Origin of the sequence: Brevibacterium sp. VCM10 (assembly GCF_000583215.1) — a bacterium.
GTDB lineage: Bacteria > Actinomycetota > Actinomycetes > Actinomycetales > Brevibacteriaceae > Brevibacterium > Brevibacterium linens.
Genome location: NZ_JAJB01000042.1, coordinates 30,454 through 52,569 on the forward strand (window position 1 = coordinate 30,454; position 22,116 = coordinate 52,569).

General features: G+C 67.4%; 19 protein-coding genes. 6 read left to right on the forward strand and 13 right to left on the reverse strand.

What is annotated here, in order from left to right; all coding sequences use genetic code 11:
• Nucleotides 1–95: 95 nt before the first annotated feature.
• Nucleotides 96–1,454 carry an ABC transporter substrate-binding protein gene (locus tag AD89_RS0112860; RefSeq protein ID WP_025779507.1) on the reverse strand — a complete coding sequence of 453 codons (1,359 nt, stop codon included), beginning with the start codon at nucleotides 1,452–1,454 and terminating at the stop codon, nucleotides 96–98.
• Between the two features lie 130 nt (nucleotides 1,455–1,584).
• On the opposite strand from AD89_RS0112860, the gene AD89_RS0112865 reads away from it, so the two are divergent.
• The 4 genes from AD89_RS0112865 (at nucleotide 1,585) to AD89_RS0112880 (ending at nucleotide 6,707) form a co-directional block, all read left to right on the forward strand.
• Nucleotides 1,585–2,655 carry a sugar-binding domain-containing protein gene (locus tag AD89_RS0112865; protein WP_025779509.1) on the forward strand — a complete coding sequence of 357 codons (1,071 nt, stop codon included), beginning with the start codon at nucleotides 1,585–1,587 and terminating at the stop codon, nucleotides 2,653–2,655.
• Nucleotides 2,652–4,304, forward strand: a complete 1,653-nt coding sequence (locus AD89_RS0112870; RefSeq protein WP_025779511.1) for a xylulokinase — start codon at nucleotides 2,652–2,654, stop codon at nucleotides 4,302–4,304. Before AD89_RS0112865 ends, AD89_RS0112870 begins: the two co-directional genes overlap by 4 nt.
• Before the next feature lie 5 nt (nucleotides 4,305–4,309).
• Entirely contained in the window at nucleotides 4,310–5,407 is a 1,098-nt protein-coding gene (locus tag AD89_RS0112875) for an ABC transporter ATP-binding protein (RefSeq protein WP_025779514.1), read from the forward strand.
• 172 nt (nucleotides 5,408–5,579) lie between these two features.
• Nucleotides 5,580–6,707: a glutamate--cysteine ligase gene (locus tag AD89_RS0112880; RefSeq protein WP_025779516.1), complete on the forward strand. Its 1,128-nt coding sequence runs from the start codon at nucleotides 5,580–5,582 to the stop codon at nucleotides 6,705–6,707.
• A gap of 129 nt (nucleotides 6,708–6,836) precedes the next feature.
• Here the strand turns inward: AD89_RS0112880 and AD89_RS18645 are convergent, their stop codons facing one another.
• The 12 genes from AD89_RS18645 to glmS form a co-directional block, all read right to left on the reverse strand.
• Nucleotides 6,837–7,439, reverse strand: a complete 603-nt coding sequence (locus AD89_RS18645) for an NUDIX domain-containing protein (RefSeq protein WP_081770477.1) — start codon at nucleotides 7,437–7,439, stop codon at nucleotides 6,837–6,839.
• Complete coding sequence (gene tsaD, locus AD89_RS0112890) at nucleotides 7,426–8,505, reverse strand: tRNA (adenosine(37)-N6)-threonylcarbamoyltransferase complex transferase subunit TsaD (RefSeq protein ID WP_025779520.1); 1,080 nt, start codon at nucleotides 8,503–8,505, stop codon at nucleotides 7,426–7,428. The genes AD89_RS18645 and tsaD overlap by 14 nt, the downstream gene beginning before the upstream one ends.
• Entirely contained in the window at nucleotides 8,502–9,077 is a 576-nt protein-coding gene (locus AD89_RS0112895) for a hypothetical protein (protein WP_025779521.1), read from the reverse strand. The genes tsaD and AD89_RS0112895 overlap by 4 nt, the downstream gene beginning before the upstream one ends.
• Nucleotides 9,074–10,021, reverse strand: coding sequence for an aldo/keto reductase (locus AD89_RS0112900; RefSeq protein WP_025779523.1), 948 nt, complete (start codon nucleotides 10,019–10,021; stop codon nucleotides 9,074–9,076). Before AD89_RS0112900 ends, AD89_RS0112895 begins: the two co-directional genes overlap by 4 nt.
• Before the next feature lie 156 nt (nucleotides 10,022–10,177).
• Nucleotides 10,178–10,684 carry a GNAT family N-acetyltransferase gene (locus tag AD89_RS0112905; protein ID WP_025779525.1) on the reverse strand — a complete coding sequence of 169 codons (507 nt, stop codon included), beginning with the start codon at nucleotides 10,682–10,684 and terminating at the stop codon, nucleotides 10,178–10,180.
• The gene (gene tsaB, locus AD89_RS0112910) at nucleotides 10,681–11,415 is read right to left on the reverse strand and encodes a tRNA (adenosine(37)-N6)-threonylcarbamoyltransferase complex dimerization subunit type 1 TsaB (protein ID WP_025779527.1); all 735 of its coding nucleotides are present in this window, start codon (nucleotides 11,413–11,415) and stop codon (nucleotides 10,681–10,683) included. Before tsaB ends, AD89_RS0112905 begins: the two co-directional genes overlap by 4 nt.
• Nucleotides 11,412–12,041 carry a tRNA (adenosine(37)-N6)-threonylcarbamoyltransferase complex ATPase subunit type 1 TsaE gene (gene tsaE / locus AD89_RS19350; RefSeq protein ID WP_025779529.1) on the reverse strand — a complete coding sequence of 210 codons (630 nt, stop codon included), beginning with the start codon at nucleotides 12,039–12,041 and terminating at the stop codon, nucleotides 11,412–11,414. The genes tsaB and tsaE overlap by 4 nt, the downstream gene beginning before the upstream one ends.
• Nucleotides 12,041–13,252, reverse strand: a complete 1,212-nt coding sequence (gene alr, locus AD89_RS0112920) for an alanine racemase (RefSeq protein ID WP_025779531.1) — start codon at nucleotides 13,250–13,252, stop codon at nucleotides 12,041–12,043. The genes tsaE and alr overlap by 1 nt, the downstream gene beginning before the upstream one ends.
• A 29-nt stretch (nucleotides 13,253–13,281) precedes the next feature.
• Entirely contained in the window at nucleotides 13,282–14,853 is a 1,572-nt protein-coding gene (locus tag AD89_RS0112925; RefSeq protein ID WP_025779533.1) for a bifunctional ADP-dependent NAD(P)H-hydrate dehydratase/NAD(P)H-hydrate epimerase, read from the reverse strand.
• 105 nt (nucleotides 14,854–14,958) lie between these two features.
• On the reverse strand, nucleotides 14,959–16,212 hold the full coding sequence (locus AD89_RS0112930) for a M20 metallopeptidase family protein (RefSeq protein WP_081770474.1): 1,254 nt from the start codon (nucleotides 16,210–16,212) through the stop codon (nucleotides 14,959–14,961).
• Nucleotides 16,213–16,288: 76 nt separating this feature from the next.
• On the reverse strand, nucleotides 16,289–16,759 hold the full coding sequence (locus AD89_RS18655) for a holo-ACP synthase (protein ID WP_025779535.1): 471 nt from the start codon (nucleotides 16,757–16,759) through the stop codon (nucleotides 16,289–16,291).
• A 73-nt stretch (nucleotides 16,760–16,832) separates the two neighbouring features.
• Complete coding sequence (glmS, locus tag AD89_RS0112940) at nucleotides 16,833–18,707, reverse strand: glutamine--fructose-6-phosphate transaminase (isomerizing) (protein WP_025779537.1); 1,875 nt, start codon at nucleotides 18,705–18,707, stop codon at nucleotides 16,833–16,835.
• A gap of 236 nt (nucleotides 18,708–18,943) precedes the next feature.
• Here glmS and coaA point away from each other — a divergent pair, with 236 nt between their 5' ends.
• A complete protein-coding gene (gene coaA, locus AD89_RS0112945; protein WP_025779539.1) occupies nucleotides 18,944–19,981 on the forward strand; it encodes a type I pantothenate kinase in 1,038 nt (345 codons plus the stop codon).
• A gap of 238 nt (nucleotides 19,982–20,219) precedes the next feature.
• Nucleotides 20,220–22,082 carry an ABC transporter ATP-binding protein gene (locus tag AD89_RS0112950; protein WP_025779541.1) on the forward strand — a complete coding sequence of 621 codons (1,863 nt, stop codon included), beginning with the start codon at nucleotides 20,220–20,222 and terminating at the stop codon, nucleotides 22,080–22,082.
• The last annotated feature ends 34 nt before the right edge of the window (nucleotides 22,083–22,116 follow it).

Here is a 22,116-nt window from a genome sequence, read left to right on the forward strand (position 1 = left end):
GTGAGTGGTTCGGCAGGGCCGGGGCCGGTCCGGTGTCACGGACCGACCGGGGCCGCCTCGGGGAGGGCAATCGTCACCCGCCCCGAGGCGATCGGTCACTTCTTGTACTTGTCTCCGACCTTCTCGGCTTCCTTCTGTCCCTTCTCCAGTGCCTTGTCGACGGTCGTGCGTCCGGCGATGGCGGAGCTGACGTCCTCGGAGATGCCCGTGGCGAGGTCCGCGAATTCGGGGATCGTCACGAACTGGACGCCCAGCGTCGGGCGCGGCTGCACGCCCGGGTTCTCGGGATCGGCCGAGTTGATGGCGTCCTCCGTCTGCTGATAGAAGGGTTCGGCGGCCTTCTGGTACTCGGGGTTCTCGTACGTCGAGGTGCGCTTGCCGGCCGGCACGTGCTGCCAGCCGAGCTCCTCGGCGACGGTCTCCTCGTAGTCCTTCGACGAGGCCCAGGCGACGAACTGCTTCGCCGCGTCCTGGTTCTTGCCCGCTGCCTGGATTCCCCATGCCCAGGTGTAGAGCCAGGAGCTCGAATCCGTCTCCTTCACCGGGGCGGCGACGTAGCCGATCTTGCCCTTGACGGGAGAGTCATCGGCTTCGAGGGTGCCGGTGGCGGCCGTCGAGTCGTACCACATGGCGACCTTGCCCTGCTGCAGGTTCGTCAGGCATTCGGTGTAGCCGGCCTGCGGGGCGCCGGATTCGCCGTGGTCCTTGATGAGGTCGACGTAGAAGTTCGTCGCTTCCTTGAATTCCTTGGAGTCGACCTGGGCATTCCAGTCCTCGTCGAACCAGGTTCCGCCGAAGGTGTTGACCACGGTCGTCAGCGGCGCGAACATCTCACCCCAGCCGGGCAGCCCGCGCAGGCAGATGCCCTTCGTGCCCTTCTCCGCACCGTCGACCTTCGCCGCGAGCTTCGCGACTTCGTCCCAGGTCGGCTTCTCCGGCATCTCCACACCGGCCTTGTCGAAGATGTCCGTGCGGTACATGAGGAACGAGCCCTCACCATAGAACGGCTCACCGTAGATCTGGTCGTCGACCGTCATCGATTCGGCCATGGGGGCGAGGATGTCGTCCTGGTCGAAGCCTTCGGCATCGGCGACGCCCTCGTCCATGGGTGTGAGCCACTTGTTGTTCGCATAGGTCGGGATCTCGTAGTTCGACAGCGAGGCGACGTCGTAGTTGCCGGCCTGAGCGGCGAACTCCTGGCCGATCTTCGCCCGCACCTCGTTCTCGGGCAGCACGGTGTAGTTGACCTTGATGCCGGTGTCCTTGGTGAAATGGTCGGCCGTGAGCTTCTGCAGATCCTGCATCTGCGGATTGTTGACCATGAGGACGTTGACTTCATCGCCGCCGCCTCCGGCCGAGCTGCCGCCGGCGCCGCCGCAGCCGGACAATGCCAGCGCTCCGACCATGCCGATGGCCGCCCATGTGACTCTCCGGCCTGTGATCAGGTGTTTCATCGTTGTGCCTTCCCTCGTCCTTGCGGGATTGCAGCCCGCCATCGGTTCGCTGCGAGAAAATCATATGAGCATCTGTGCTCATATGTGCAATACTGTGTCACGAACCAATCAGATGTGCAACACTTCACATATGAGCGAACACAGAGACGTCGACGCCGAAGGGAGGACCATGTCCACGGTGCCCACCGCCCGCCACCGCCGCTTTCTCGCGCAGCTGGCCCGCGATCACTACCTCGAGGGCCGTTCCAAGGTCGAGATCGGCAAGGCGCACGGACTCAGCCGGTTCCAGGTCGCCCGACTCCTCCAAGAGGCCGTCGACGCCGGCGTCGTGACCATCACCATCGAAGCCGATGCCGGTGAGGGGGACGGCGTGGCCGAGCGGGTCGCCGCGACCTTGAGTCTCGACTCGGTCGTCATCGTCGACATCCCCGATGCCTCCCAGGCTTCCCAGCAGATGGGCCGGGCCGCCCTGTCACTGGTCGGCCGGCAGGCTCGCGCCGGGATGCGCATCGGTCTGTCCTGGTCACGCACCCTCGATTCGGCGGCCGCGTTCGCCCCGGCTCTGCCCCGGTGCACGATCGTCCAGCTCGCCGGTGCCCTCCGTTTGGAATCGCATCGTTCCAGCTCGGAGATCTTCACCCGGTTAGGACAGGATCCGGCCGTGAGCATGGTTCGGCTCCCCGCCCCGCTGCTCGTCACCGAGGCCGGTACCGCCGATGACCTGCGTGCCCTGCCCGAGATCTCCGGGACCCTGGCCGCCGCCGATGACCTCGACCTCGCCGTGGTCTCCGTGGCCTCCTGGGCCGAGGGCCTGTCCTCGGTGTGGGAGAAGTGCTCCCCCGCCCAGCGGCAGGCGGGCATCGATGACGGTGCCATCGCCGAGGTGTCCGGACGTCTGTTCGCCGCCGACGGATCCGATGTCACCACGATCGACGACCGCGTCATCGCCGTCACCCTCGATCAGCTCCGCCGCGCCACGACGACCGTCGGAGTCGCTCGCGGAGCCGAACGCGCCCGCGCGGTCCGCGCGGCCTGTGCTGCCGGGATCCTCGATATCGCGATCATCGACCGAGCGCTGGCCGATGAGATCCTCGCCGAGGCGGCCGGCCCCGGTGCGCCCGCCGCCGAACCGTCCGAGGTCGCCCCGTCCTCTGCCGAACCGTCCGAGGTCGCCTCGGCCGCCGCCGAGGAGTCCCGATGAGCATCCGTCGTTTCGTCGCCGGTGTCGACTCCTCGACGCAGAGCTGCAAGGTCGTCATCGCCGACCCGGACTCCGGGGACATCATCCGCACCGGTTCGGCCCCGCACCCTCCCGGCACCGAGGTCGCCCCCGAGGCATGGTGGACTGCCTTCCGGGAGGCGATCGCGGCCGCCGGCGGACTCGACGACGTCGCAGGATTGAGCATCAGCGGTCAGCAGCATGGACTCGTCGCCCTCGACGCCGAGGGCCGGGTCATCCGCGATGCCCTGCTGTGGAACGATCTGCGCAGCAAGGCCGCGGCCAGAGACCTCATCGCCGAGGTCGGAGCCGCCGACTATGTCGCACGCACCGGGATCCTGCCCGTCGCCTCCTTCACCGCCGCCAAGCTGCGATGGCTCAAGGTCGCCGAACCGGACAATGCCGCCCGGGTCGCCGCCGTCGCCCTGCCCCATGACTGGCTGAGCTGGCGTTTCCTCGGATACGGCCCGGCCGAATCCTCCGCGCGCGGTCCCGTGCTCGATGCTCTGGTCACCGACGCATCCGATGCCAGCGGCACCGCCTACTTCGACCCCTCCACTTCGCGCTACGATCTCGATCTCTTCCGCATCGCCTTCGGTGCGGCCGCTCGTGAGGCCGCAGGTCTGCCGTGCGCCGCGGATACCGACGTCGAGGCGGATTCGCCGGACGTGGACGAAAAGGGCGATGCCGCCTCGGCGATCATCCTTCCCCGCGTCCTCACCCCCAACGAGGCGGCCGGGCACAGCCCGGACGGAATCGTCGTGGGGCCCGGGACCGGCGACAATGCGGCCGCAGCGCTGGGACTCGGGGTCACCTCGGGGGATCTCGTCATCTCGATCGGAACCTCGGGCACCGTCTTCGGGACCACCGACCTGCCCATCGCCGATTCGTCCGGAGCGGTGGCCGGATTCGCCTCCGCCGACGGCGGGCGCCTGCCGCTGGTTGCCACACTCAACGCCGCCCGGGTCCTCGATTCGGCGGCGACGCTGCTGCGGGTCAGCCACGACGAACTCGCGGCCCTGGCGCTGGCGTCCCGGCCGGGAGCGGACGGGCTCACGCTCGTACCGTACTTCGAGGGCGAGCGCACCCCGAACCTGCCCGATGCCACGGCCCGCCTCGAGGGGATGACTCTGGGCAACTCCTCGGCGGAGAACGTCGCTCGTGCCTTCGTCGAAGGCATGCTGTGCGGTCTGGCCGACGGACTCGATGCCGTGCAGGCGCAGGGTCTGGAGGCCGGACGGCTGCTGCTCATCGGCGGGGCGGCGCGCAATCCTGCTGTCCGGGAGGTCGCCCGCGATATCTTCACCGTACCCATCGACGTTCCCGAACAGGCCGAATACGTCGCCATCGGGGCGGCTCGGCAGGCGGCGTGGACACTGTCGGGAGCCCTGCCCGACTGGACCGTCGAGCTCGTCGCCACGCTGCATCCGCGGCCATCCCAGGTGCGACAGCAGTACCGGTCCTTTGCAGCGCAGACGGCTGCTCAGCAGACGGCGGGTCTCGTCTCGCCCGACCGCACAACGCAGGAACGGTCTTCGTCAGAGTCCTCTACGTCCGAACGCTCATCGTCCGATCAATCACTGCCCGATCACCGTGGATCTTCGGGTGCGCACGCATCCGTGAAAGGTTGAGAACAATGGCCACTGTCACCTTCGACAACGCACTGCGTCAGTATCCCGAAGCGCTCAAACCCTCCGTCGACGAGGTCAGCCTCGATATCGCCGACGGGGAGTTCCTCGTCCTCGTCGGCCCCTCGGGCTGCGGGAAGTCGACGACCCTGCGCATGCTCGCCGGGCTCGAACCCGTCGACTCCGGGCACATCCGCATCGGCGACCACGATGTCACGGACCTCTCCCCGAGGGAACGGGACATTGCGATGGTGTTCCAGAACTATGCGCTCTACCCGCATATGAGCGTGCGCGAGAACATGGCGTTTGCGCTCAAGATCGCGGGAGTCGCCAAGCAGGAACGCGATCAGCGCGTCGCCGAAGCCGCGCGGCTGCTCGACCTGGAGCCGTACCTCGACCGCAAACCCAAGGCACTGTCCGGCGGTCAGCGACAGCGGGTGGCGATGGGACGCGCCATCGTCCGCTCCCCGCAGGTCTTCCTCATGGACGAGCCGCTGTCGAACCTCGATGCGAAGCTGCGTGTGCAGACCCGCGCGCAGATCGCCTCCCTGACTCGCCGCCTCGGTGTCACCACGGTCTACGTCACCCACGATCAGGTGGAGGCGATGACGATGGGCGACCGGGTCGCGGTCCTCGCCGATGGCCGGCTGCAGCAGGTGGACACTCCAGCGAATCTCTACGATCGTCCGGCGAATCTCTTCGTCGCGGGCTTCATGGGCTCGCCGGCGATGAACCTCATCGACGTGCCTGTCGAGGGAACGTCGCTGCGCCTCGGCGATGTCGAACTGTCCCTGACGGCGGAGCAGCGTGACCAGGTCACGGGTGAGACCGTCACCGTCGGCATCCGACCGGAGGACCTGCAGGTCACCGAGACTCAAGGCCTCGAGGTCACCGTCGATCTCGTCGAGGAGCTCGGCGCCGATGCCTTCGTCCACGGTCGCGCGGAACTTGCCTCGGGCGAGAAGACGGTCGTGGCACGTGTCGCCGGTCGGTCGACCATTCGCCGCGGCGACACCGTGCGCGTGGCTCCCGATGCCGCACGCCTGCACCTCTTCGACACCGCTTCGGGCAGCCGCCTGGCCGAGGACGCGCGCCGCGCTGCGTGATCGGCGGGCCGGGGCCATGCTTGGCTGGTCGGGCGCCGTGATCGGCGGGGCAAGGGAAGCGAGCGCATCGCGGGACGGCAGAGCCGCCTCGGGGAGGGAATGCGGGACATCACACAGGCCGAATCTTGCCGCTGAGTCAGGCGAATCGAGCGTGCGCGATTATGATCGGATCATGGTCGATTTCGCACGCTCTGCCCGCTCCACCCTCGGTGTCGAGTGGGAACTGGCTCTGCTGGATTCTCGCAGCCTGGACCTGACTCCGGCTGCCGAGACTCTGTTGGCGGATGTGGCCGAGCATGCGCCCGAGTTCGAGAAGCACATCGTCGGTGAGATGCTCACGAACACCATCGAGCTCATCACCGGCGTGCACACCCAGGTGTCGACCGTTGCGGATGACCTGGCCACGTCGATCGGAGCGCTGCGGACGCTGACCGAGGCGCGCGGCGTCGAACTGATGTCGGCGGGCACCCACCCGTTCGCCCAGTGGCAGTCGCAGGAGGTCAGGGCGAAGGACCGTTACCTCGAACTCGTCGATCGCACCCAGTGGTGGGGGCGGAACATGCTGATCTTCGGAGTCCACGTCCACGTCGGCATCGACTCGCGCGACAAGGTGCTGCCGATCGTCAACGCGCTGCTCGCTTATGTCCCGCATCTGCAGGCACTGTCCGCATCGTCTCCGTTCTGGGGCGGGACTGACACCGGCTATGCCTCGAACCGGGCGATGATGTTCCAGCAGCTGCCCACGGCGGGTCTGCCGTTCCAGTTCGATGCGTGGGCGGACTACGAGAAGTACGTCGACGATATGCTCACCACCGGCATCATCGACAACATCAACGAGATCCGCTGGGACATCCGCCCCGCCCCGCACTGGGGCACCGTCGAGGTCCGCGTCTGCGACGGACTGCCGACGCTCGAGGAGATCCTCGCGGTCACCGCGTTCATCCAATGCCTCGTCGATGACATGTCTGCCCGCCTCGACGCCGGTGAGACCCTGCCGACGATGCCCGATTGGTTCCACAACGAGAACAAGTGGCGCGCCGCCCGCTACGGCATGGACGCGATCATCATCGAAAACGCCGCGGCCGACGAGCGTCTCGTCACCGAATGCCTCGCCGACGAGATCGAGCGGCTCTCCCCCGTCGCCGAACGGCTGGGCTGCAGCAGCGAGCTGCACTCGATCACGTCGATCGTCGAACGCGGCGTGCCCTACCAGCGACTGCAGAAGGTCTTCGGGACCACGGGCTCTCTCACCGAGGTGACCCGCTCCCTCATCGGCGACCTGCGCAACTCGTACAGCTGAGGGGCTGGGCGAGCAGCCGTCCGTCGAGACACGGGTGGAGTGTCGAGAAACGCACGTGCGCACCCGTTTTTCGACACGCTACCCGTTTCTCGGCAGCAAGCAGGCGGCAGCAGGCAGGCGGGCGCCCACTCACAGGTGCGGGCGGAGCAGCTCCCACAGCGTCGGCAGTGCGGAGGCGACTCCCGGGTGCAGTTCAAAATCCTCGAGCTCGTCCACCGGCACCCACGACAGCTGGATGCTCTCGGGGTCGTTGATGACGGCGTCGAAGCGGCGCAGGGTTTTCGCGATCACCGTGGTGTAGCTCCAGGTGCCGAGGTCGAGGACATGCGTCTCGAGGATCTCGATACCCGATCCGTCCTGGTCGGGCACCCCGGCTTCTTCCCACGACTCCCGGACCGCGGCGTCGATGGCCGACTCGCCCATATCGCGGGCGCCGCCGGGGAAGCCCCAGGTCCCGCCCTCGACCGACCACAGCGCCCGGTGCTGCATGAGCACCCCGCGCTCGGGATCGACGAGCATGAGCCCCGCGGCCCCGTTGAGCCCCCAATGCTTCTTCCCATCGGACCCGTACGTCCACCCATCACCGGATCGCCGAGGCGGCCGACCGTCAGGCAGATGTGTGGACTTCGCCGCCTGTGCGTTGCGTTCGGCGGCGTCGGTCGCTGTATCGTGCGCAGCGCTGCTGGCAGCCTCGTTGCCGGCTCGAGTCTCTTCGTTCTCAGACGAGGACATGATCGACATCCAAAGAGGAGACTGCGGCGAAGGACAGGTCGCTCGGCCCGATTCCGCGGGAGACGAGCTCCGCGCCGAGGGCTGCGACCATGGCTCCATTGTCCGTGCACAGTGTCAAGGGCGGCACCCGCAGAGTCACGCCCGCCTCGGCGCAGCGAGCCGCGAGCACCTCACGCAGGTGCGAGTTCGCGGCCACTCCTCCCCCGAGCACGACATGGTTGATGCCGGTGTCGGCCGCCGCCAGCAGAGTCTTGGTCACGAGCACGTCGACGACAGCATCTTCGAACCCGGCGGCGATATCGGCCACCCGCAGGTCCGCGCCCAGAGTCTCGGCCTTCGTCACCTCACGCAGGGCCGCGGTCTTGAGCCCGGAGAACGAGAAGTTATACCGACGCTCGGGGTCCCGAAGGTCCTGTTTCTTCGCCAGTCCGCGCGGGAACTTCACTGCCTTCCGGTCGCCGGGGACTCCGGTGCCGTCGAGCAGACCGAGGGCCGCCTTCGAGATGTTCGGGCCGCCGGGATAGTTCAGCCCCAGCAGACGCGCGGTCTTGTCGAAGGCCTCGCCTGCGGCATCGTCGATCGTGGCGCCGAGGAGTTCGATGTCGTCGACGACGTCTCCGATGCGCAGAATCTCGGTGTGACCGCCCGAGACGAGCAGGGCGATGGTCGGCGTGGTCAGCCCGCCGACATCCTCGGCGACGAGATCGACGGCCACGTGCGCGGCCAGATGGTTCACGCCGTAGAGAGGTCTGCCCAGAGCGGCGGCAAGGCCTTTGGCCGCGCCGACCCCGACCATGAGTGCACCGGAGAGACCCGGCCCGGCGGTGACGGCGATGGCGTCGATGTCGGACAGCTCCACCTCGGCGGCCTCACATGCCGAGGCGATGGCCGGGCCGATGGCCTGCACATGGGCGCGGGAGGCGACTTCGGGCACGACTCCGCCGAAGCGGACATGTTCGTCCATCGACGAGGACACGGTGTTCGTCAGCAGTGTGCGGCCGCGGACGATGCCGACCCCGGTCTCGTCGCAGGAGGATTCGATGCCGAGGACGAGTGGTTCGCTCATGCTTCGTCCTCGTCAGCGCCGGCCGAATCCGTGCCGTCCCCGGTATCCGCAGCCTCGAGCGAGAGATCGGAATAGGCGGCGACGAGTTCGGGTTCGGTCGCCTCGGCGATGTCGATGCCGAGGGTGCGGGCGAACAGGCGCAGGTGCGTGTCCCACATGGGGCCGAAATCGGCTGCCTGGCCTCGGGCAGATTCGACATCGGCGGCGGAGTGGGTGAACACCAGCAGGCTCTCGTCACCCGAATCTCCTTCGACCGGCAGGAGCCGGATGCCGAGGACCCCGAAGGCTTCGAGTTCAAGCAGGACGTGGTCGTAGTCGTCGCAGCTGAGGACGAAGCCGTCCAGGTCGGCGTCGTCGAGCTCGAAGGTCAGCGGCCGGGAAGCTGGCCCATCGCCATCGTCGCCCGTATCTGCCGTCTCCTCGCCGAGGCGGAACGGCGCGAACCATGTTCCTGCGGTCTCGGCATCGGTCAGTGCGTTCCACACCGTTTCGACGTCGCGGGCCAGGAGCAGCTCGATGACGAGGTCGGTGCCGTTTTCCCAGGTGACCAGGCGGGGGCTGGGCTCGCTCATGCTTCGACCCAGGCTCCGTCGAGGGTGGCTTTCTCATCCGCACTCAGCTGCATCTCCGTGCCGGCGAGCAGCTCGGTGAGCTGTTCGGGCACGCGTGCCGAGGCGATCGTCGAGGGGATGAAATCGTGAGTGAGCTGCCAGGCGATGGCCGTGGCCGTCATCGACGCTCCGTGGTCGGCGGCGACATCATGAAGTGCTTCGAGGGCGCCGAGGGCTTTCTGGTCGTCGACGAAATCGGCCACACGGTCACCGCGGACGCTGCCGGTGGCGTCTCCGCCGGTGTGTTTGCCGGTGAGGAACCCCGACGCCAGCGAGTGGAACGGCAGTTCAGCGATGCCCTCAGCGCGCAGGTACGCCTGCTTCTGCGGATCGACGGCGGCACGGGAGACGAGGTTGAACCGGTCCTGGACGACCCGATAGCAGGCAAGCGAGAACTTCGTCGAGATCTTCCGGGCCTTCTGCAGACGTTCGAGGCTGAAGTTCGATGCTCCGAGGTAGCTGACCTTGCCGGAACGGACGAGCGCGTCGAAGGTCTCGGCGACGGCGACCTGGTCGACGTCGTCATCGTCCCTGTGTGCGTAGTAGACGTCGATGTGGTCGGTGCCGAGTCGGCGCAGCGAGTCGTCGACGCAGTTGCGGATGTTCGCCGGGTCGAGGCCCCGGCCCTTCGGGTGCATGCCGACCTTGGTGGCGATGACCATGTCGTCGCGGTTCCCGCGCGCCTTCATCCATTCGCCGATGATGGTCTCGGACTCTCCGCCCGAGTTCCCCTCGACCCAGGCCGAATACGCATCCGCGGTGTCGATGAAATTTCCACCGGCCTCGGCATAGGCATCGAGGACAGCGAAGCTCTGATCCCGATCCGCACCCCAGCCGAAGGGGTTGCCGCCCAACTGAAGAGGGTGGACGAAGAGATCGGTATCTGCCAATTGCACACGTGTCATACCCTCCAGACTACCCGTTCGACCTCCACGACTTCGGGACCGGATCATCACCCAGGACTCGGGTCAGGCCACGGCATCGCTGTGCATTGATGCCGAGCACACCGTGTTCATGGTCGGCCTCACCGAGGCGACCGGCCACCGCGCGGCTGCGGTGGCCTAGGTTCGGATCCGCAGACGCATGAGGATTCCCGCGGCTCCCGGATAGTAGTCCGGGCGCCGTCCCCATTCCTCGAATCCGAAGGCTGCGTACATCTCCAGCGCCGCGGTGTTGCGTTCGTCGACTTCGAGGTGGACGACCTCGGCCCCGCGGTCCTTCGCCCAGTCGATTCCTGCCTGCAGCAGGGCTCGGCCGATGCCCTGGCCGCGTGCCGCCTCGGTAGTCGCGATCGTCATCACATCGGCTTCCGCACCGGCCCCTGACATGACGATCCATCCGGCCAGCTCCCCCGCCGAGGCGGTGGCGTCCTCGCCTGAGGCTGTGGAGTCCGCATCCGAATCGTCCGCCGAGGCGGTTCTGGCGGCGAGCATGATCGTGCCGTTCTGTGCCTTCACCGACCAGTAGTAGCCGAGCGTCCACGCGGTCGGGCCGAAGATCGCCGCATCGTGGTCGGCCACCTCGGCGAGGTCCCACCAGGGAAGCTCAGCGATGGTCGTGGACGTCATCTCAGTGAGCTCTCCCGCACCGGGGTTGCCTTCGCATCGGCTTCGCGCAGGTATTCGGGAATCGGTTCGCGCAGTTCTCGGCCGGCGGTGAGTTCCCGTGCCGCGGCGAGGGCAAGATATTCGGCACGGGGATCGGTGATCGACTCGACGCTCGGCTCTCCGAGAATGTCGGGATAGAGGAGGAACCCACGGCCGAGCCTCTCCTCGATCGTCTCGAGCCGAACGCCGTCGTCGGCGAGGACCGAGGCGACCTCGGCCGGTTTCGCCACAAAAGGTCCGGCGCTCAGCGTGGCATCGGTGGAGTCGTAGACGCTGAAATAGACCTCTTTGCGGCGGGCGTCGGAGGCGATGAGGACGGGACGGCCGGATTCGTTCGCCGCGGGCGATGCGACCTGAGATGCAGGCGTCGCCCGGTCAGCGGCGCTGCGCACGAACTCTTCAGCGATCGCGGCTTGGGACAGCAGTCCCTTGACGGGGATCCCGCGTGCCTGACCGACGGCGATTCCGGCGGCGATGCCGACCCGCAGACCGGTGAAGGGACCAGGACCGATGCCGACGACGACGAGTTCGGGTCGGGAATCCTCGGCGAGCACACTGGCGAGCGCGGGACCGATGAACTCGACATGCCGCCGCTGGTCATCGGCGTGTTCGGCAGCGATGATCGAACCGGTGTCCGTGTCCACCAGCGCCACGGAGGCCGACTGCGAGGTGTCGATGGCCAGAATGATCATGATTCGTCTCCCTCATTCGCGAAGTCCTCGGCAGGCAGATCTGCAGGGCTCAGGTCGTCGACTCTCACGCCTGCCAGCGCTGAGACAGCGGCCTCAACCGCGGGCATCCGCTCGGCCCAGGCAGCTCCGCGACCGGTGAGGTCGACGGTGCGCCGTTCGTCCTCGGGCTCATCCTCGGGTTCGTCCACGTCATTCGCGCCGACCGGCTCACCGTCGGCATTCCCGCCCTCGGCGATCTCGTCCCATACCGGGGTGATGGTGATGTCGAGATGATCGCTGCTGAGCTGCTCGGCCATCCCGGCACCCCATTCGACGACCGTGATCGACTCGTCCAGCTCGGAGTCGAGGTCGAGGTCCTCGAGCTCCTCCCCGTCGGCCAACCGGTACGCGTCGACGTGGACGAGGGCGGGGCCGCCCGTCCGCGACGGATGTTCGCGTGCGATGACGAACGTCGGCGAGGTGATCCGCCCGGCCACATCGAGGGTCTTGCCCAGCGACTGCGTGAACGTCGTCTTCCCCGCACCGAGGTTGCCCGTGAGGATGAGCAGGTCACCGGCGCGCAGGTGCTCGGCCAGGGCCGCAGCGAACGTACGCATCTGCTCCAGGGATTCGAGATGGACCCTCATCATCCGTCTCCCTTCCGGGCGACCCGGTCGACGCGGGCGCTGAGCTGGGTGACGATCTCGTAGTTGATCGTGTTCGCCCAGGTCCCCCATTCGGCCGCGCTCGGCCCACCGGGACCGAAGATGACGACCTCGTCGCCGATGGCCACCTCATCGTTGCCGGCGCCGATGTCGATGATCATCTGATCCATGGCGATGCGCCCGACGACGGGATAGCGGCGACCCCGGATGGCCACCTCGGCGCGGTTGGATGCCGCCCGCGGCAGTCCGTCCCCGTACCCACCGGGCACGAGCGCGAACCGGGTGTCGGTCGCAGCGGTGAACGTCAGCCCGTAGGAAGCACCGTGACCCGCGGGAATGTCCTTGAGATTGATGACGGTGGAGACCAGCCGCATGACCGGTCGCAGTCCGAGAACCGTCGGATCGCCGTCGTCGAGCGGGGACAGACCGTAGAGGGCGAGCCCCACCCGCGCCGAGGTGCCCGGGCACGGTCCCAGGGTGAGCGCACCCGGTGAGTTCGCGATGTGCACATCCAGGTCGTCCGATTCGCCGAGGCGGCCGTCCGCGGCGTCGAGCACTGCCCGCAGCTGCCCGTGGGCGGAGGAGAAGACCGCGCTCTGCGCTGCGGTCTCGGGGCGTTCGGGTTCGTCGGCGACCGCGAAGTGGCTCATGATCCCGACGACGCGGATATCGGCAGCGGCGGCGCGGGCTTCGGCGTCATCAGTGCGGCTGTCGTCGGCGTGGCGGCGCAGCCAGTCGAAGGCGCGGACGAGGGCCTCCGGGGACAGACCGTTGCGGCCGAGACCGGTGTCGATCTTCAGATGGGCTCGGGCGGTGACGCCGGTGCGGCGAGCCGCCTCGGCGAGTCGATCGAGAGCCCCGACCGTCGAAATGCCCAGTTCGATGTCGGCGCGCACCGCTTCGTCGAGGTCGGTGGTGGGTCCGTAGAGCCAGGCGAGGATCTGCGCTTCGGGGCCGAGCAGGCTGCGCAGACGAAGGGCTTCGGGGATCGTGGCCACGCAGAACTCGCACCATCCGGCCGAGAAGAGGGCGGGTGCGATGAGGTCGATGCCGTGGCCGTAGGCGTTTGCCTTGACGACGCATTTGAGGCGGGCCGGTGAGAGGCGATCGGCAAGGACGGCGGCGTTGTCGCGCAGGGCCGCCTCGTCGATCTCGGCCCGCACGAGAGCCTCGGGGATGTCGAAAGATGTCACTGGATAAGACTACCGCCGACCCTCGCCCGTCAGCAGTATCGGGATCTGCTGCCGGGGCCGGACGAGGCCGATCCCACAGCGTCGGTGCCGTGGATGAGTTCGCCGACCACCTCGGCGAGGGCATCGGCGAACCCGGACGCGGTCACCGCGCGCCGGCCGGCCTCGTTGTGCAAAAGCACTGCGAGTCCGGCCAGGCGAGCCCACTCCCGGGGCGGATGCATCCGGTCGTCGCTGTCGTAGCGACTGTGGGCGGCGGTGATCGCGGCGAGCGTGCCGAGGATCCCGGCGAGCACGTCCCCGGAGCCCGCCGTGGCCAGGCTGCCCGGCCCGGGCGCCGGCAGGACGAGGTGTCCGTCGGGAGCGGCGATGACCGTGTGATGGCCCTTGAGCAGGACGATCGCACCCGTCAGCTCCGCGGCCCGCTGTGCCCACCACATTGGGTTCGCCCCGATCCGACCCGCGGTGATGATCTCGCCGAGGAGGCGGCTGAGCAGCCGCGCCAGCTCGGCGGCGTGCGGGGTGATGATGAGCGGTCGGTCGGCCAGCCAGGTGCCGGCCATCGATTCGGCCCGGGCGATCATGTCGAGGCCGCCGGCGTCGACGATGACCGGGGTGCGGTTGCCGGTCAGTGCCTCGGCGACGTTGTCGACGAATTCGGTCTCGGGGTCGCCCGGGCCGAGGACCACGGCGTCGATGCGGCCGGAGGCGCTGACGACCTCGGGGTGGAGTCCGAGGACGTATTCGGCCACGAGCGGCGAGCCGAGATAGCGGACCATGCCCGCTCCGGTGTTCACCGCCGAGGTGGTGGTGAGCACTCCAGCACCCGGGTAGTCCTCGGATCCGGCGAGGACCCCGGTGACACCGCGGGAGTATTTGTGCCCGGTAGCATCGGGACGAGGGAATCCGGTGATGAGATCGTCGGAATCGAGCAGCTCCGCGGTGGCCCGTCCGGGGTCGAGGCCGAGTCCGATGTCGATGACGTCGATGGTGCCGGTGAACTCGTCTACGCGCGGATCGATGAGTTCGGTCTTGAGTCCGCCGAAGGTCACAGTGCGGTCGGCGTGGAGTCGTTTCTCGGCCCCGGTGTGGTTCGGGTCGAGGTCGGAGGGGATGTCGACGGCGATGAGGCGGCCGGTGCGGTGCGGGGCCCAGTCGGCGATGAGTGAGCCGATATGGTCGGGCAGTCCGCGTCGCCCGCCGGTGCCGAGGATGCCGTCGAGGACGAGATCGGCGCGGGAGAGTTCGCGCAGAGCATCGGCGCGGGCGGCCTCGGCCGATGTGAACGCGATGACCTGAGCCCCGGCACGGCGCGCGGCAGTGAGCCCCTCTCCGTGAGTGCGATCGAAGAGAGTGATGATGGTGACGGCGGCACCGCGCCTGCCCAGAGTCGCCGCGGCGAAGAGCGCGTCCCCGGCGTTGTTGCCCGGCCCGGCCAGCACGCACACCCTGGTGCCGGCGACCTGCCCATGGTCGGCCTTCAGCATGGCGGCCGCACTGTTCGCCAGCGCCCGGGCGGCTCGGGCCATGAGCGGGACACCAGCTTCGAGGAGAGGCACCTCGGCCTCCCTGATGGTCTCGCTCGGGTAGGCGAACACACTCATCGACTGCTCCTCTTCACGACGCGGGTCCTGCTTCGTTGTCGCCCTGCACAGGGCTCATCCCTGCACCGTATGCCTTCTCACGCACCGGTGCCAGGGTCGATCGCTTCAGCTCTCGGCCAACTGCGCCAACCGGCGCCCGGCCAGATGCGCGAGGAACAGTGCCTGATCGGCCAGTCCGTCGTCGCTGTGTCGGGCGCGCGGGGAATGATTGGCTTCGCGTTCTTCGACCGGCAGGTTCGGCAGCGCGACTCCCAAGTGCCCATAGGCTCCGGGCACGGCGTCGAGCACCCGGGAGAGGTCCTCGGACCCGGGCAGCGGATTCGCCTTGCGCACGGTCCTCTCCTCACCGAAGAGGTCGGTGAAGGTCGCCAGGAAGAATTCGGCTTCGGCATCGTCGTTGATCGTCGGCGGCAGGATCTGCTCGTACTCGACGTCGGCCGACTGGCCGTGGGCGGCGACGAGGTCACGGACGAGCTGAGGCAGCTCCGCCTCGGCGCGGGACGTCACTGACTCGGAGAAGGTGCGCACACTGACGACCAAGGTCGCGAAGTCGGGGACCACGTTGGGGGCGGTGCCGCCGTTGAACTGGCCGACGGTGATCACGAGCGGGTCGAAGATGTCGAAGCGGCGGGTGACGTATTCCTGCAGCTGGCCCACGAGCATCGCGCCGACCTGGATGGGGTCCTTGCCGGTGGCCGGGCGGGAGGCGTGCGTGCCCTTGCCGTTCACGGTGATCGTCATCTTCGAAAACGCCGCCATATACGAACCCGGACGGGAGCTGGCGACCCCGAGGTCGGCGTCGGCGGAGACGTGGATGCCGAAGGCGGCCTTGACGCGGGGACCCGCGGCGTCGAGGACTCCTTCGTCGATCATCTTTCCGGCACCGTCGAAGCCCTCTTCACCAGGCTGGAACATGAACACGACGTCGCCGGGCAGGCAGTCGCGGTCGCGGTGGAGGAGTTTGAGCGCACCGACGAGCCCGGCGGTGTGCAGATCGTGGCCGCAGGCGTGCATCCTCCCCGAGGTGGCCGCGAAGTCGAATCCGGTCGCCTCGGTGACGGGCAGTCCGTCCATGTCCCCGCGCAGGAGGACGGCGGGCACAACCCCGGACGAGTCCTCCTTGCGGGCACCGCCGCGCAGAACGACAACGATCGACGACAGCCCCTCCCCCGTTGTGACCTCGACGTCGAGACCTTCGATGGCGTCGAGGACGAGCTTCTGCGTCACCGGCAGGTCGAGTCCGACCTCGACGTTCTCGTGCAGCGCCCGGCGCAGGGTGACCAGGCCGGGCGCGATGTCATTCGCGTCATCGGCGGTGGGCAGGTGGACGGAGGTGGCGGCGTTGGGAAGTGAGCTCATGCCTTGAGTCTATTACCACCGGCTGCCACCGCAGCCGGGATGTCGACCCTGCTCACTGACTTGCGCCCCGAAACAACTACTGCTCCGGCCGCTCCCCCAGGCGCGATCCCTTCCCGTACATCGAGTGGGTGAAGTGCTCGGCGATCCCCTCGATGTCGGGACTCAGCGACGGCCCGTCGCCCTCGGCGATGACGAACGTCATCGTCAGGTGCGCATCGTGGGTGATCGACAGGTGGATGTTCGTGCCCCCGATGGCACGAAAATGCTCGAGGACGAGCCCGCGCAGACGGAAACTCGGCGCACCGGATCTGGCGGGGACCACCTCGGCGGACTGCCACGGCAGCCATCCAGGGAAGCCGATCGCCTTCTTCAGCGCCTCCTTGGCGGAGAACCGCGCAGCCAGGGAGGCATCGGTCCGACGTTTGCCGTTGCGTTTGAGCTGTTCACCGGGGGTGAGCAGGCGATCAAGAAGTTCGGGCACGCGTTCGATGTGCTCGGCGAAACGCGGCACGTCGGCGATGTCCGTGCCGATGCCCAGAATCGCCATACTCGAACCTCCTCAGATACCCCACCGACTCAGATGCCGGACCGACCCTTGTCGTGCCCGGCACCGAGGCGGATCATTCGACCGTGACCGACTTCGCGAGGTTGCGCGGCTGGTCGACGTCGAGGCCCTTGGCCGTGGCCAGCTCCATCGCGAAGATCTGCAGCGGAACGGTCGTCAGCAGCGGAGCCATGAGCGTCGTCGTCTCGGGCACGAAGATGACCTCGGAGGCGAACTGATCGACCTCTTCGTCGCCCTCCTCGGCGATGACGACGGTGTTCGCACCGCGGGCGCGGACTTCCTGGATGTTCGAGATGACCTTCGCATGCAGCGAATCGCGGCCCCGCTTGGAGGGGACGACGATGATGACGAGCTGACCGTCGTCGATGAGTGCGATCGGTCCGTGCTTGAGCTCGCCGGCGGCGAAGCCCTCCGCGTGGATGTACGCGAGCTCCTTGAGTTTGAGCGCGCCCTCCATCGCCACCGGGTAGCCGACGTGACGACCGAGGAACAGCACGGAATCGACGTCCTGATTGCGGTCGGCCAGCGCCAGGACCTGCGACTTCGTCTCGTCGAGGATGTGCTGGATCTTCTCCGGGATGGACTGCAGCTCGGCGAGGATGGATGCGATCTCATCGCGGAACTTATTGCCCCGCAGCTGGGCGAGGTAGAGGCCGAGCAGATAGCAGGCGACGACCTGCGACAGGAAGGCCTTCGTCGAAGCCACGGCGATCTCCGGGCCGGCGTGGGTGTAGAGCGCGGCATCGGATTCGCGCGGAATCGTCGAGCCGAAGGTATTGCAGATCGCGATGACCTTCGCGCCCTGCTGACGGGCGTGGCGGACGGCCATGATCGTGTCCATGGTCTCCCCGGACTGCGAGATCGCCACGACGAGCGTCTTCTCCGTGACCACCGGATCCCGGTAGCGGAATTCGTGGGCGAGCTCCACCTCGGTGGGGATGCGGCACCAGTGCTCGATCGCGTACTTCGCGACCTGACCGGCGTACGCGGCGGTGCCGCAGGCGATGACGACGATCTTGTCGACGGACTTGAGCACGTTCTCGTCGATGTGCATCTCGTCGAGCGTCAGGCGACCCTCGGTGTCGAGGCGGCCGAGCAGGGTGTCGGCCACGGCCTGCGGCTGATCGTGGATCTCCTTGTCCATGAACGACGCGAAGCCGCCCTTCTCCGCCGAGGCGGTGTCCCAGTCGACCTCGAACTGCTCACCTTCGACGGGGTTGCCGTCGGTGTCCGTGATCGTGACCGTCTCCGGGGTGATGGTGACGACTTCGTCCTGGCCGATCTCAACGGCTGTGCGGGTGTAGTCGATGAACGCGGCGACGTCGGAGCCGAGGAAGTTCTCCCCCTCGCCGAGGCCGATGACCAGCGGCGAGTTCCGGCGGGCGGCGACGACCCGGCCGGGAGCGTCGGCGTGGACGGCGAGCAGGGTGAACGCGCCCTCGAGTTCGGTCGCGGTCCTGCGCATCGCGGCGGTGAGGTCGCCGGTCTCCCGGTAGTTCTTCGCCAACTGGGCGGCGGCCACCTCGGTGTCGGTCTCGGAGAGGAATTCGACGCCCTCGGCGACGAGGTCCTTCTTCAGGTGGGCGAAGTTCTCGATGATCCCGTTGTGGATGAGCGCGAGCTTCCCGCCGTCGGCCAGGTGCGGGTGGGCGTTGACGTCGGTGGGCCCACCGTGGGTGGCCCAGCGGGTGTGGCCGATTCCGGTCTGCGCCGCAGGCAGCGGGTTGGCCTCGATCTCCTCGGTCAGGGCGGAGAACTTTCCGGCCTTCTTCGCCGAGGCGAGCTGACCGTCTTCGGTCACGAGCGCGACACCGGCCGAGTCGTAGCCGCGGTATTCGAGCCTCTTCAGGCCGCCGAGCACGACATCGAGCGCCGTGTGATCGGCATTGTCAACGGGGGCCTTGGATACATAGCCAACGATTCCACACATGAGGGAGATTTTACGCACTCCCGCCCGTTCTCGTATATTTCGGCGAGTCACGATCGGGTCAACGTGACCAACCGCACGCGCACACGGGTGCGATTCGCGGCGCGCGCGGGCACGGTGCACGCGCACATGGGCCCGATCCGGGGTGCACGCGGGCACGGTGGGACCGTCTCGGTGAGGGTGAGGGCATCGCCCGACCCGGCGCGGGGGCAGAACATGACGCGTGACACAATGGGGGAATGAGCCATGTCGACCCTCAATTGGACCGTGCGCGCAAGCTCGCCGGACTCAATACCGCCCGGCGCAGCGAACCGGACACGACGTCCCCGTTCTGGGAATTCGACCGGGAGGTGTGGGGCACGCTCGCCCAGGCCACTCCCCTGCCGCTGAAGCAGCGCGACATCGAACGGCTGCGCGGGCTCGGCGATCGGATCAACCTCGACGAGGTGGCTCAGGTCTACCTGCCCCTGTCCCGTCTGCTCAATCTCTACGTCTCCGCACGTCGAGCGAAACACGACCTGACCAGGGAGTTCTTCTCTCCGCTGCACGAACGCGGGCTGGAACCGCAGGACGCCAAACGCACGCCCTTCGTCATCGGCGTCGCCGGCTCCGTGGCCGTGGGCAAGTCGACGACGGCACGTGTGCTGCGCGAACTGCTCGCCCGCTGGCCCGACACTCCGCGCGTCGAGCTCATCACCACCGACGGATTCCTCTACCCCAATGCCGAACTCGACCGTCGCCGCCTCAACGGGCGGAAGGGATTCCCCGAATCGTACGACCGGCGCAAGCTGCTCAAGTTCATCTCCGCCGTAAAGTCCGGGGCCCCCGAGGTCCGCGCTCCCGTGTACTCGCACCACACCTACGACATCGTTCCCGGCGCCGAGGTGGTCGTGCGCTCCCCCGATGTCCTCATCGTCGAAGGCCTCAACGTCCTCCAACCCGCCCGCCCCCGTCAGGACGGAACCGTGGGCTTGGCCATCAGCGACTACTTCGACTTCTCCGTCTACGTCGATGCGCGCTCCCGCGATATCCGGCAGTGGTACATCTCGCGGTTCCTCAAACTCAAGCACGGCGCGTTCCAGGACGAGGACTCCTACTTCCACCGCTACTCGCAGCTCGACGATGACGAAGCGATCACCCTGGCCACGGAGATCTGGGACTCCATCAACTTCCCGAACCTGCGCGAGAACGTCCAACCCAGCCGCGGCCGCGCCGATCTCGTGCTCCACAAGTCCTCGGACCACACCATCCGGAAGGTGCAGCTGCGGAAGCTGTGAGCAGGGCTGCCGGGCGGGGCTCTTTGACTGGAGTCGTTGCTGGACGGAGCTCTGTGACTGGAGTCGCCGGGCGGTGAGGAAATAGTTTCACCCCTCCGGCGGTTGCACCAGGTGCACTGAACTACTCACCGTCAGCAGGCCACCTGCCTGCGGCGGCGACCGGAGGCGGGCGATCCCCGCGCCGTCACGGGAGTCCCCGTGCATGCTCGGTCGTTTCGGCAGCAGAAAGGGACCCACTATGAGTGTGCCGTCCGCACATCACCTCATGTACTCCTCGGTCAAGAGCAAGAAGACCCCCGAGACGCGCATCCAACCGGGCATCTACAAGCGGATCGGCGGGTATGCGACTCGCCACAAGCGCAAACTCATCGTCTTTCTGTTGCTGTCCGTGCTCACCGCCGGCATCGGCGTCCTCAATCCGGTGCTCGCCGGTGACGTCGTCAACGCCATCACCGGCGGCGGTCCCGTGTCCACGGTCGTGTGGCTGGCCGTGGCCATCGGCGGGTTGGCTATCGCCGATGCGGCCATCTCGATCACGAACCGGTACCTGTCCTCACGGATCGGCGAGGGACTCATCTTCGATCTGCGCACGGCCGTCTACGATCACGTCCAGTCGATGCCGATCGCGTTCTTCAATCGCACCCGCACCGGAGCCCTGGTCTCCCGACTCAACACGGATGTCATCGGTGCGCAGCGGGCATTTTCGAACACCCTGTCTGGCATCGTGTCGAACTTCGTCTCCCTGGCGTTGACGGTCGGAGTCATGGTCACGATCTCCTGGCAGGTGACCGTGCTGTCGATCCTGCTGCTGCCGCTGTTCATCATCCCCACCCGCATGCTCAGCGGAAAGCTCGCGCACCTGCAGTTCGAAGCGGCGAACAACTCCGCCGATATGTCGACGCGCATGACCGAACGGTTCTCCGCCGCCGGGGCCACCCTGGTCAAGCTCTTCGGCAATCCCCGGCAGGAGAACGAGGAGTTCGCCGACCGCGCCGGTCAGGTCCGCGATATCGGCGTCAAGGTCGCAATGCTGCAGTCGACGTTCGTCTCGTCCCTGACTCTCGTCTCTGCACTGGCGCTGGCCCTCGTCTACGGTGTCGGCGGTGTGCAGGCGGTCGTCGGCAACCTCAACGCCGGTCAGGTCGTGACCCTGGCACTGCTGCTCACCCGGCTCTACACACCGCTGACGATGCTCGCCAACGCACGTCTGGACATCCAGAGCGCAGTCGTGTCCTTCCAACGCGTATTCGAGATCCTCGATCTCGTGCCCTATTTCAAGGAACCCTCGCAGCCGAAGGCTCTGCCCGCCGGTGGACTGGATGTGACATTCGATCACGTCGACTTCGCCTACCCCAGCGCCTCGCAGGTCAGCTTGGCCAGCCTCGAGGACGTCTCCGTGCTCGACACCCGCGGCGGCGATGAGGTTCTCCACGACCTGAGCTTCACCATTCCCGCCGGGCACACCGTCGCTCTCGTCGGATCCTCAGGTGCGGGCAAGTCGACGATCGCTTCGCTGCTGCCGCGGCTCTACGACGTCACGGGCGGGACGATCACCATCGGCGAAGTCGATGTCCGCGACCTGTCGTTCGCCGACCTGCGCGAGGCCGTCGGCGTCGTCACCCAGGACGGTCATGTCTTCCACGAATCGATCCGGGCCAATCTGGCGCTGGTCAATCCCGACGCCACCGAGGAGCAGATGCTCGATGCCATCGACCGGGCGCAGCTGCGTGGTGTCATCGATGCTCTGCCCGATGGACTGGACACGGTCGTCGGTGAGCGCGGGTACCGGCTCTCCGGGGGCGAACGTCAGCGGCTGACGATCGCCCGGATGCTGTTGGCCTCCCCGGAGATCGTCGTGCTCGACGAGGCCACCTCGGCGTTGGACTCGACGAATGAGGCCGCGATCCAACGGGCCCTGGCCCAGGCGATGCACGGGCGGACTGCTCTGGTCATCGCCCACCGCCTCTCGACGATCCGGCAGGCCGACACGATCCTCGTCGTCGAGGCCGGTCGCATCGTCGAATCCGGCACCCACGAGCAGCTGGTCGGCCGCGGCGGTCGCTACGCCGAGCTCTACGCCACCCAGTTCGCCTCGAGCTGAGGACGCCCCGCAAGGCACTGCCGCAGCCGGCGGC

Excerpts from the sequence above, each read along its gene's own strand:
- AD89_RS0112860 (WP_025779507.1), bottom strand. The coding sequence starts at position 1,454 with ATGAAACACCTGATCACAGGCCGGAGAGTCACATGGGCGGCCATCGGC.
- AD89_RS0112905 (WP_025779525.1), bottom strand. The coding sequence starts at position 10,684 with ATGACGTCCACGACCATCGCTGAGCTTCCCTGGTGGGACCTCGCCGAG.
- AD89_RS0112870 (WP_025779511.1), top strand. The coding sequence starts at position 2,652 with ATGAGCATCCGTCGTTTCGTCGCCGGTGTCGACTCCTCGACGCAGAGC.
- AD89_RS0112950 (WP_025779541.1), top strand. The coding sequence starts at position 20,220 with ATGAGTGTGCCGTCCGCACATCACCTCATGTACTCCTCGGTCAAGAGC.
- glmS (WP_025779537.1), bottom strand. The coding sequence starts at position 18,707 with ATGTGTGGAATCGTTGGCTATGTATCCAAGGCCCCCGTTGACAATGCC.
- AD89_RS18645 (WP_081770477.1), bottom strand. The coding sequence starts at position 7,439 with ATGTCCTCGTCTGAGAACGAAGAGACTCGAGCCGGCAACGAGGCTGCC.
- AD89_RS0112880 (WP_025779516.1), top strand. The coding sequence starts at position 5,580 with ATGGTCGATTTCGCACGCTCTGCCCGCTCCACCCTCGGTGTCGAGTGG.
- tsaD (WP_025779520.1), bottom strand. The coding sequence starts at position 8,505 with ATGAGCGAACCACTCGTCCTCGGCATCGAATCCTCCTGCGACGAGACC.
- AD89_RS0112865 (WP_025779509.1), top strand. The coding sequence starts at position 1,585 with ATGAGCGAACACAGAGACGTCGACGCCGAAGGGAGGACCATGTCCACG.
- coaA (WP_025779539.1), top strand. The coding sequence starts at position 18,944 with ATGAGCCATGTCGACCCTCAATTGGACCGTGCGCGCAAGCTCGCCGGA.
- AD89_RS0112930 (WP_081770474.1), bottom strand. The coding sequence starts at position 16,212 with ATGAGCTCACTTCCCAACGCCGCCACCTCCGTCCACCTGCCCACCGCC.
- AD89_RS0112875 (WP_025779514.1), top strand. The coding sequence starts at position 4,310 with ATGGCCACTGTCACCTTCGACAACGCACTGCGTCAGTATCCCGAAGCG.
- tsaE (WP_025779529.1), bottom strand. The coding sequence starts at position 12,041 with ATGAGGGTCCATCTCGAATCCCTGGAGCAGATGCGTACGTTCGCTGCG.
- tsaB (WP_025779527.1), bottom strand. The coding sequence starts at position 11,415 with ATGATCATTCTGGCCATCGACACCTCGCAGTCGGCCTCCGTGGCGCTG.
- AD89_RS18655 (WP_025779535.1), bottom strand. The coding sequence starts at position 16,759 with ATGGCGATTCTGGGCATCGGCACGGACATCGCCGACGTGCCGCGTTTC.
- AD89_RS0112925 (WP_025779533.1), bottom strand. The coding sequence starts at position 14,853 with ATGAGTGTGTTCGCCTACCCGAGCGAGACCATCAGGGAGGCCGAGGTG.
- AD89_RS0112900 (WP_025779523.1), bottom strand. The coding sequence starts at position 10,021 with ATGACACGTGTGCAATTGGCAGATACCGATCTCTTCGTCCACCCTCTT.
- AD89_RS0112895 (WP_025779521.1), bottom strand. The coding sequence starts at position 9,077 with ATGAGCGAGCCCAGCCCCCGCCTGGTCACCTGGGAAAACGGCACCGAC.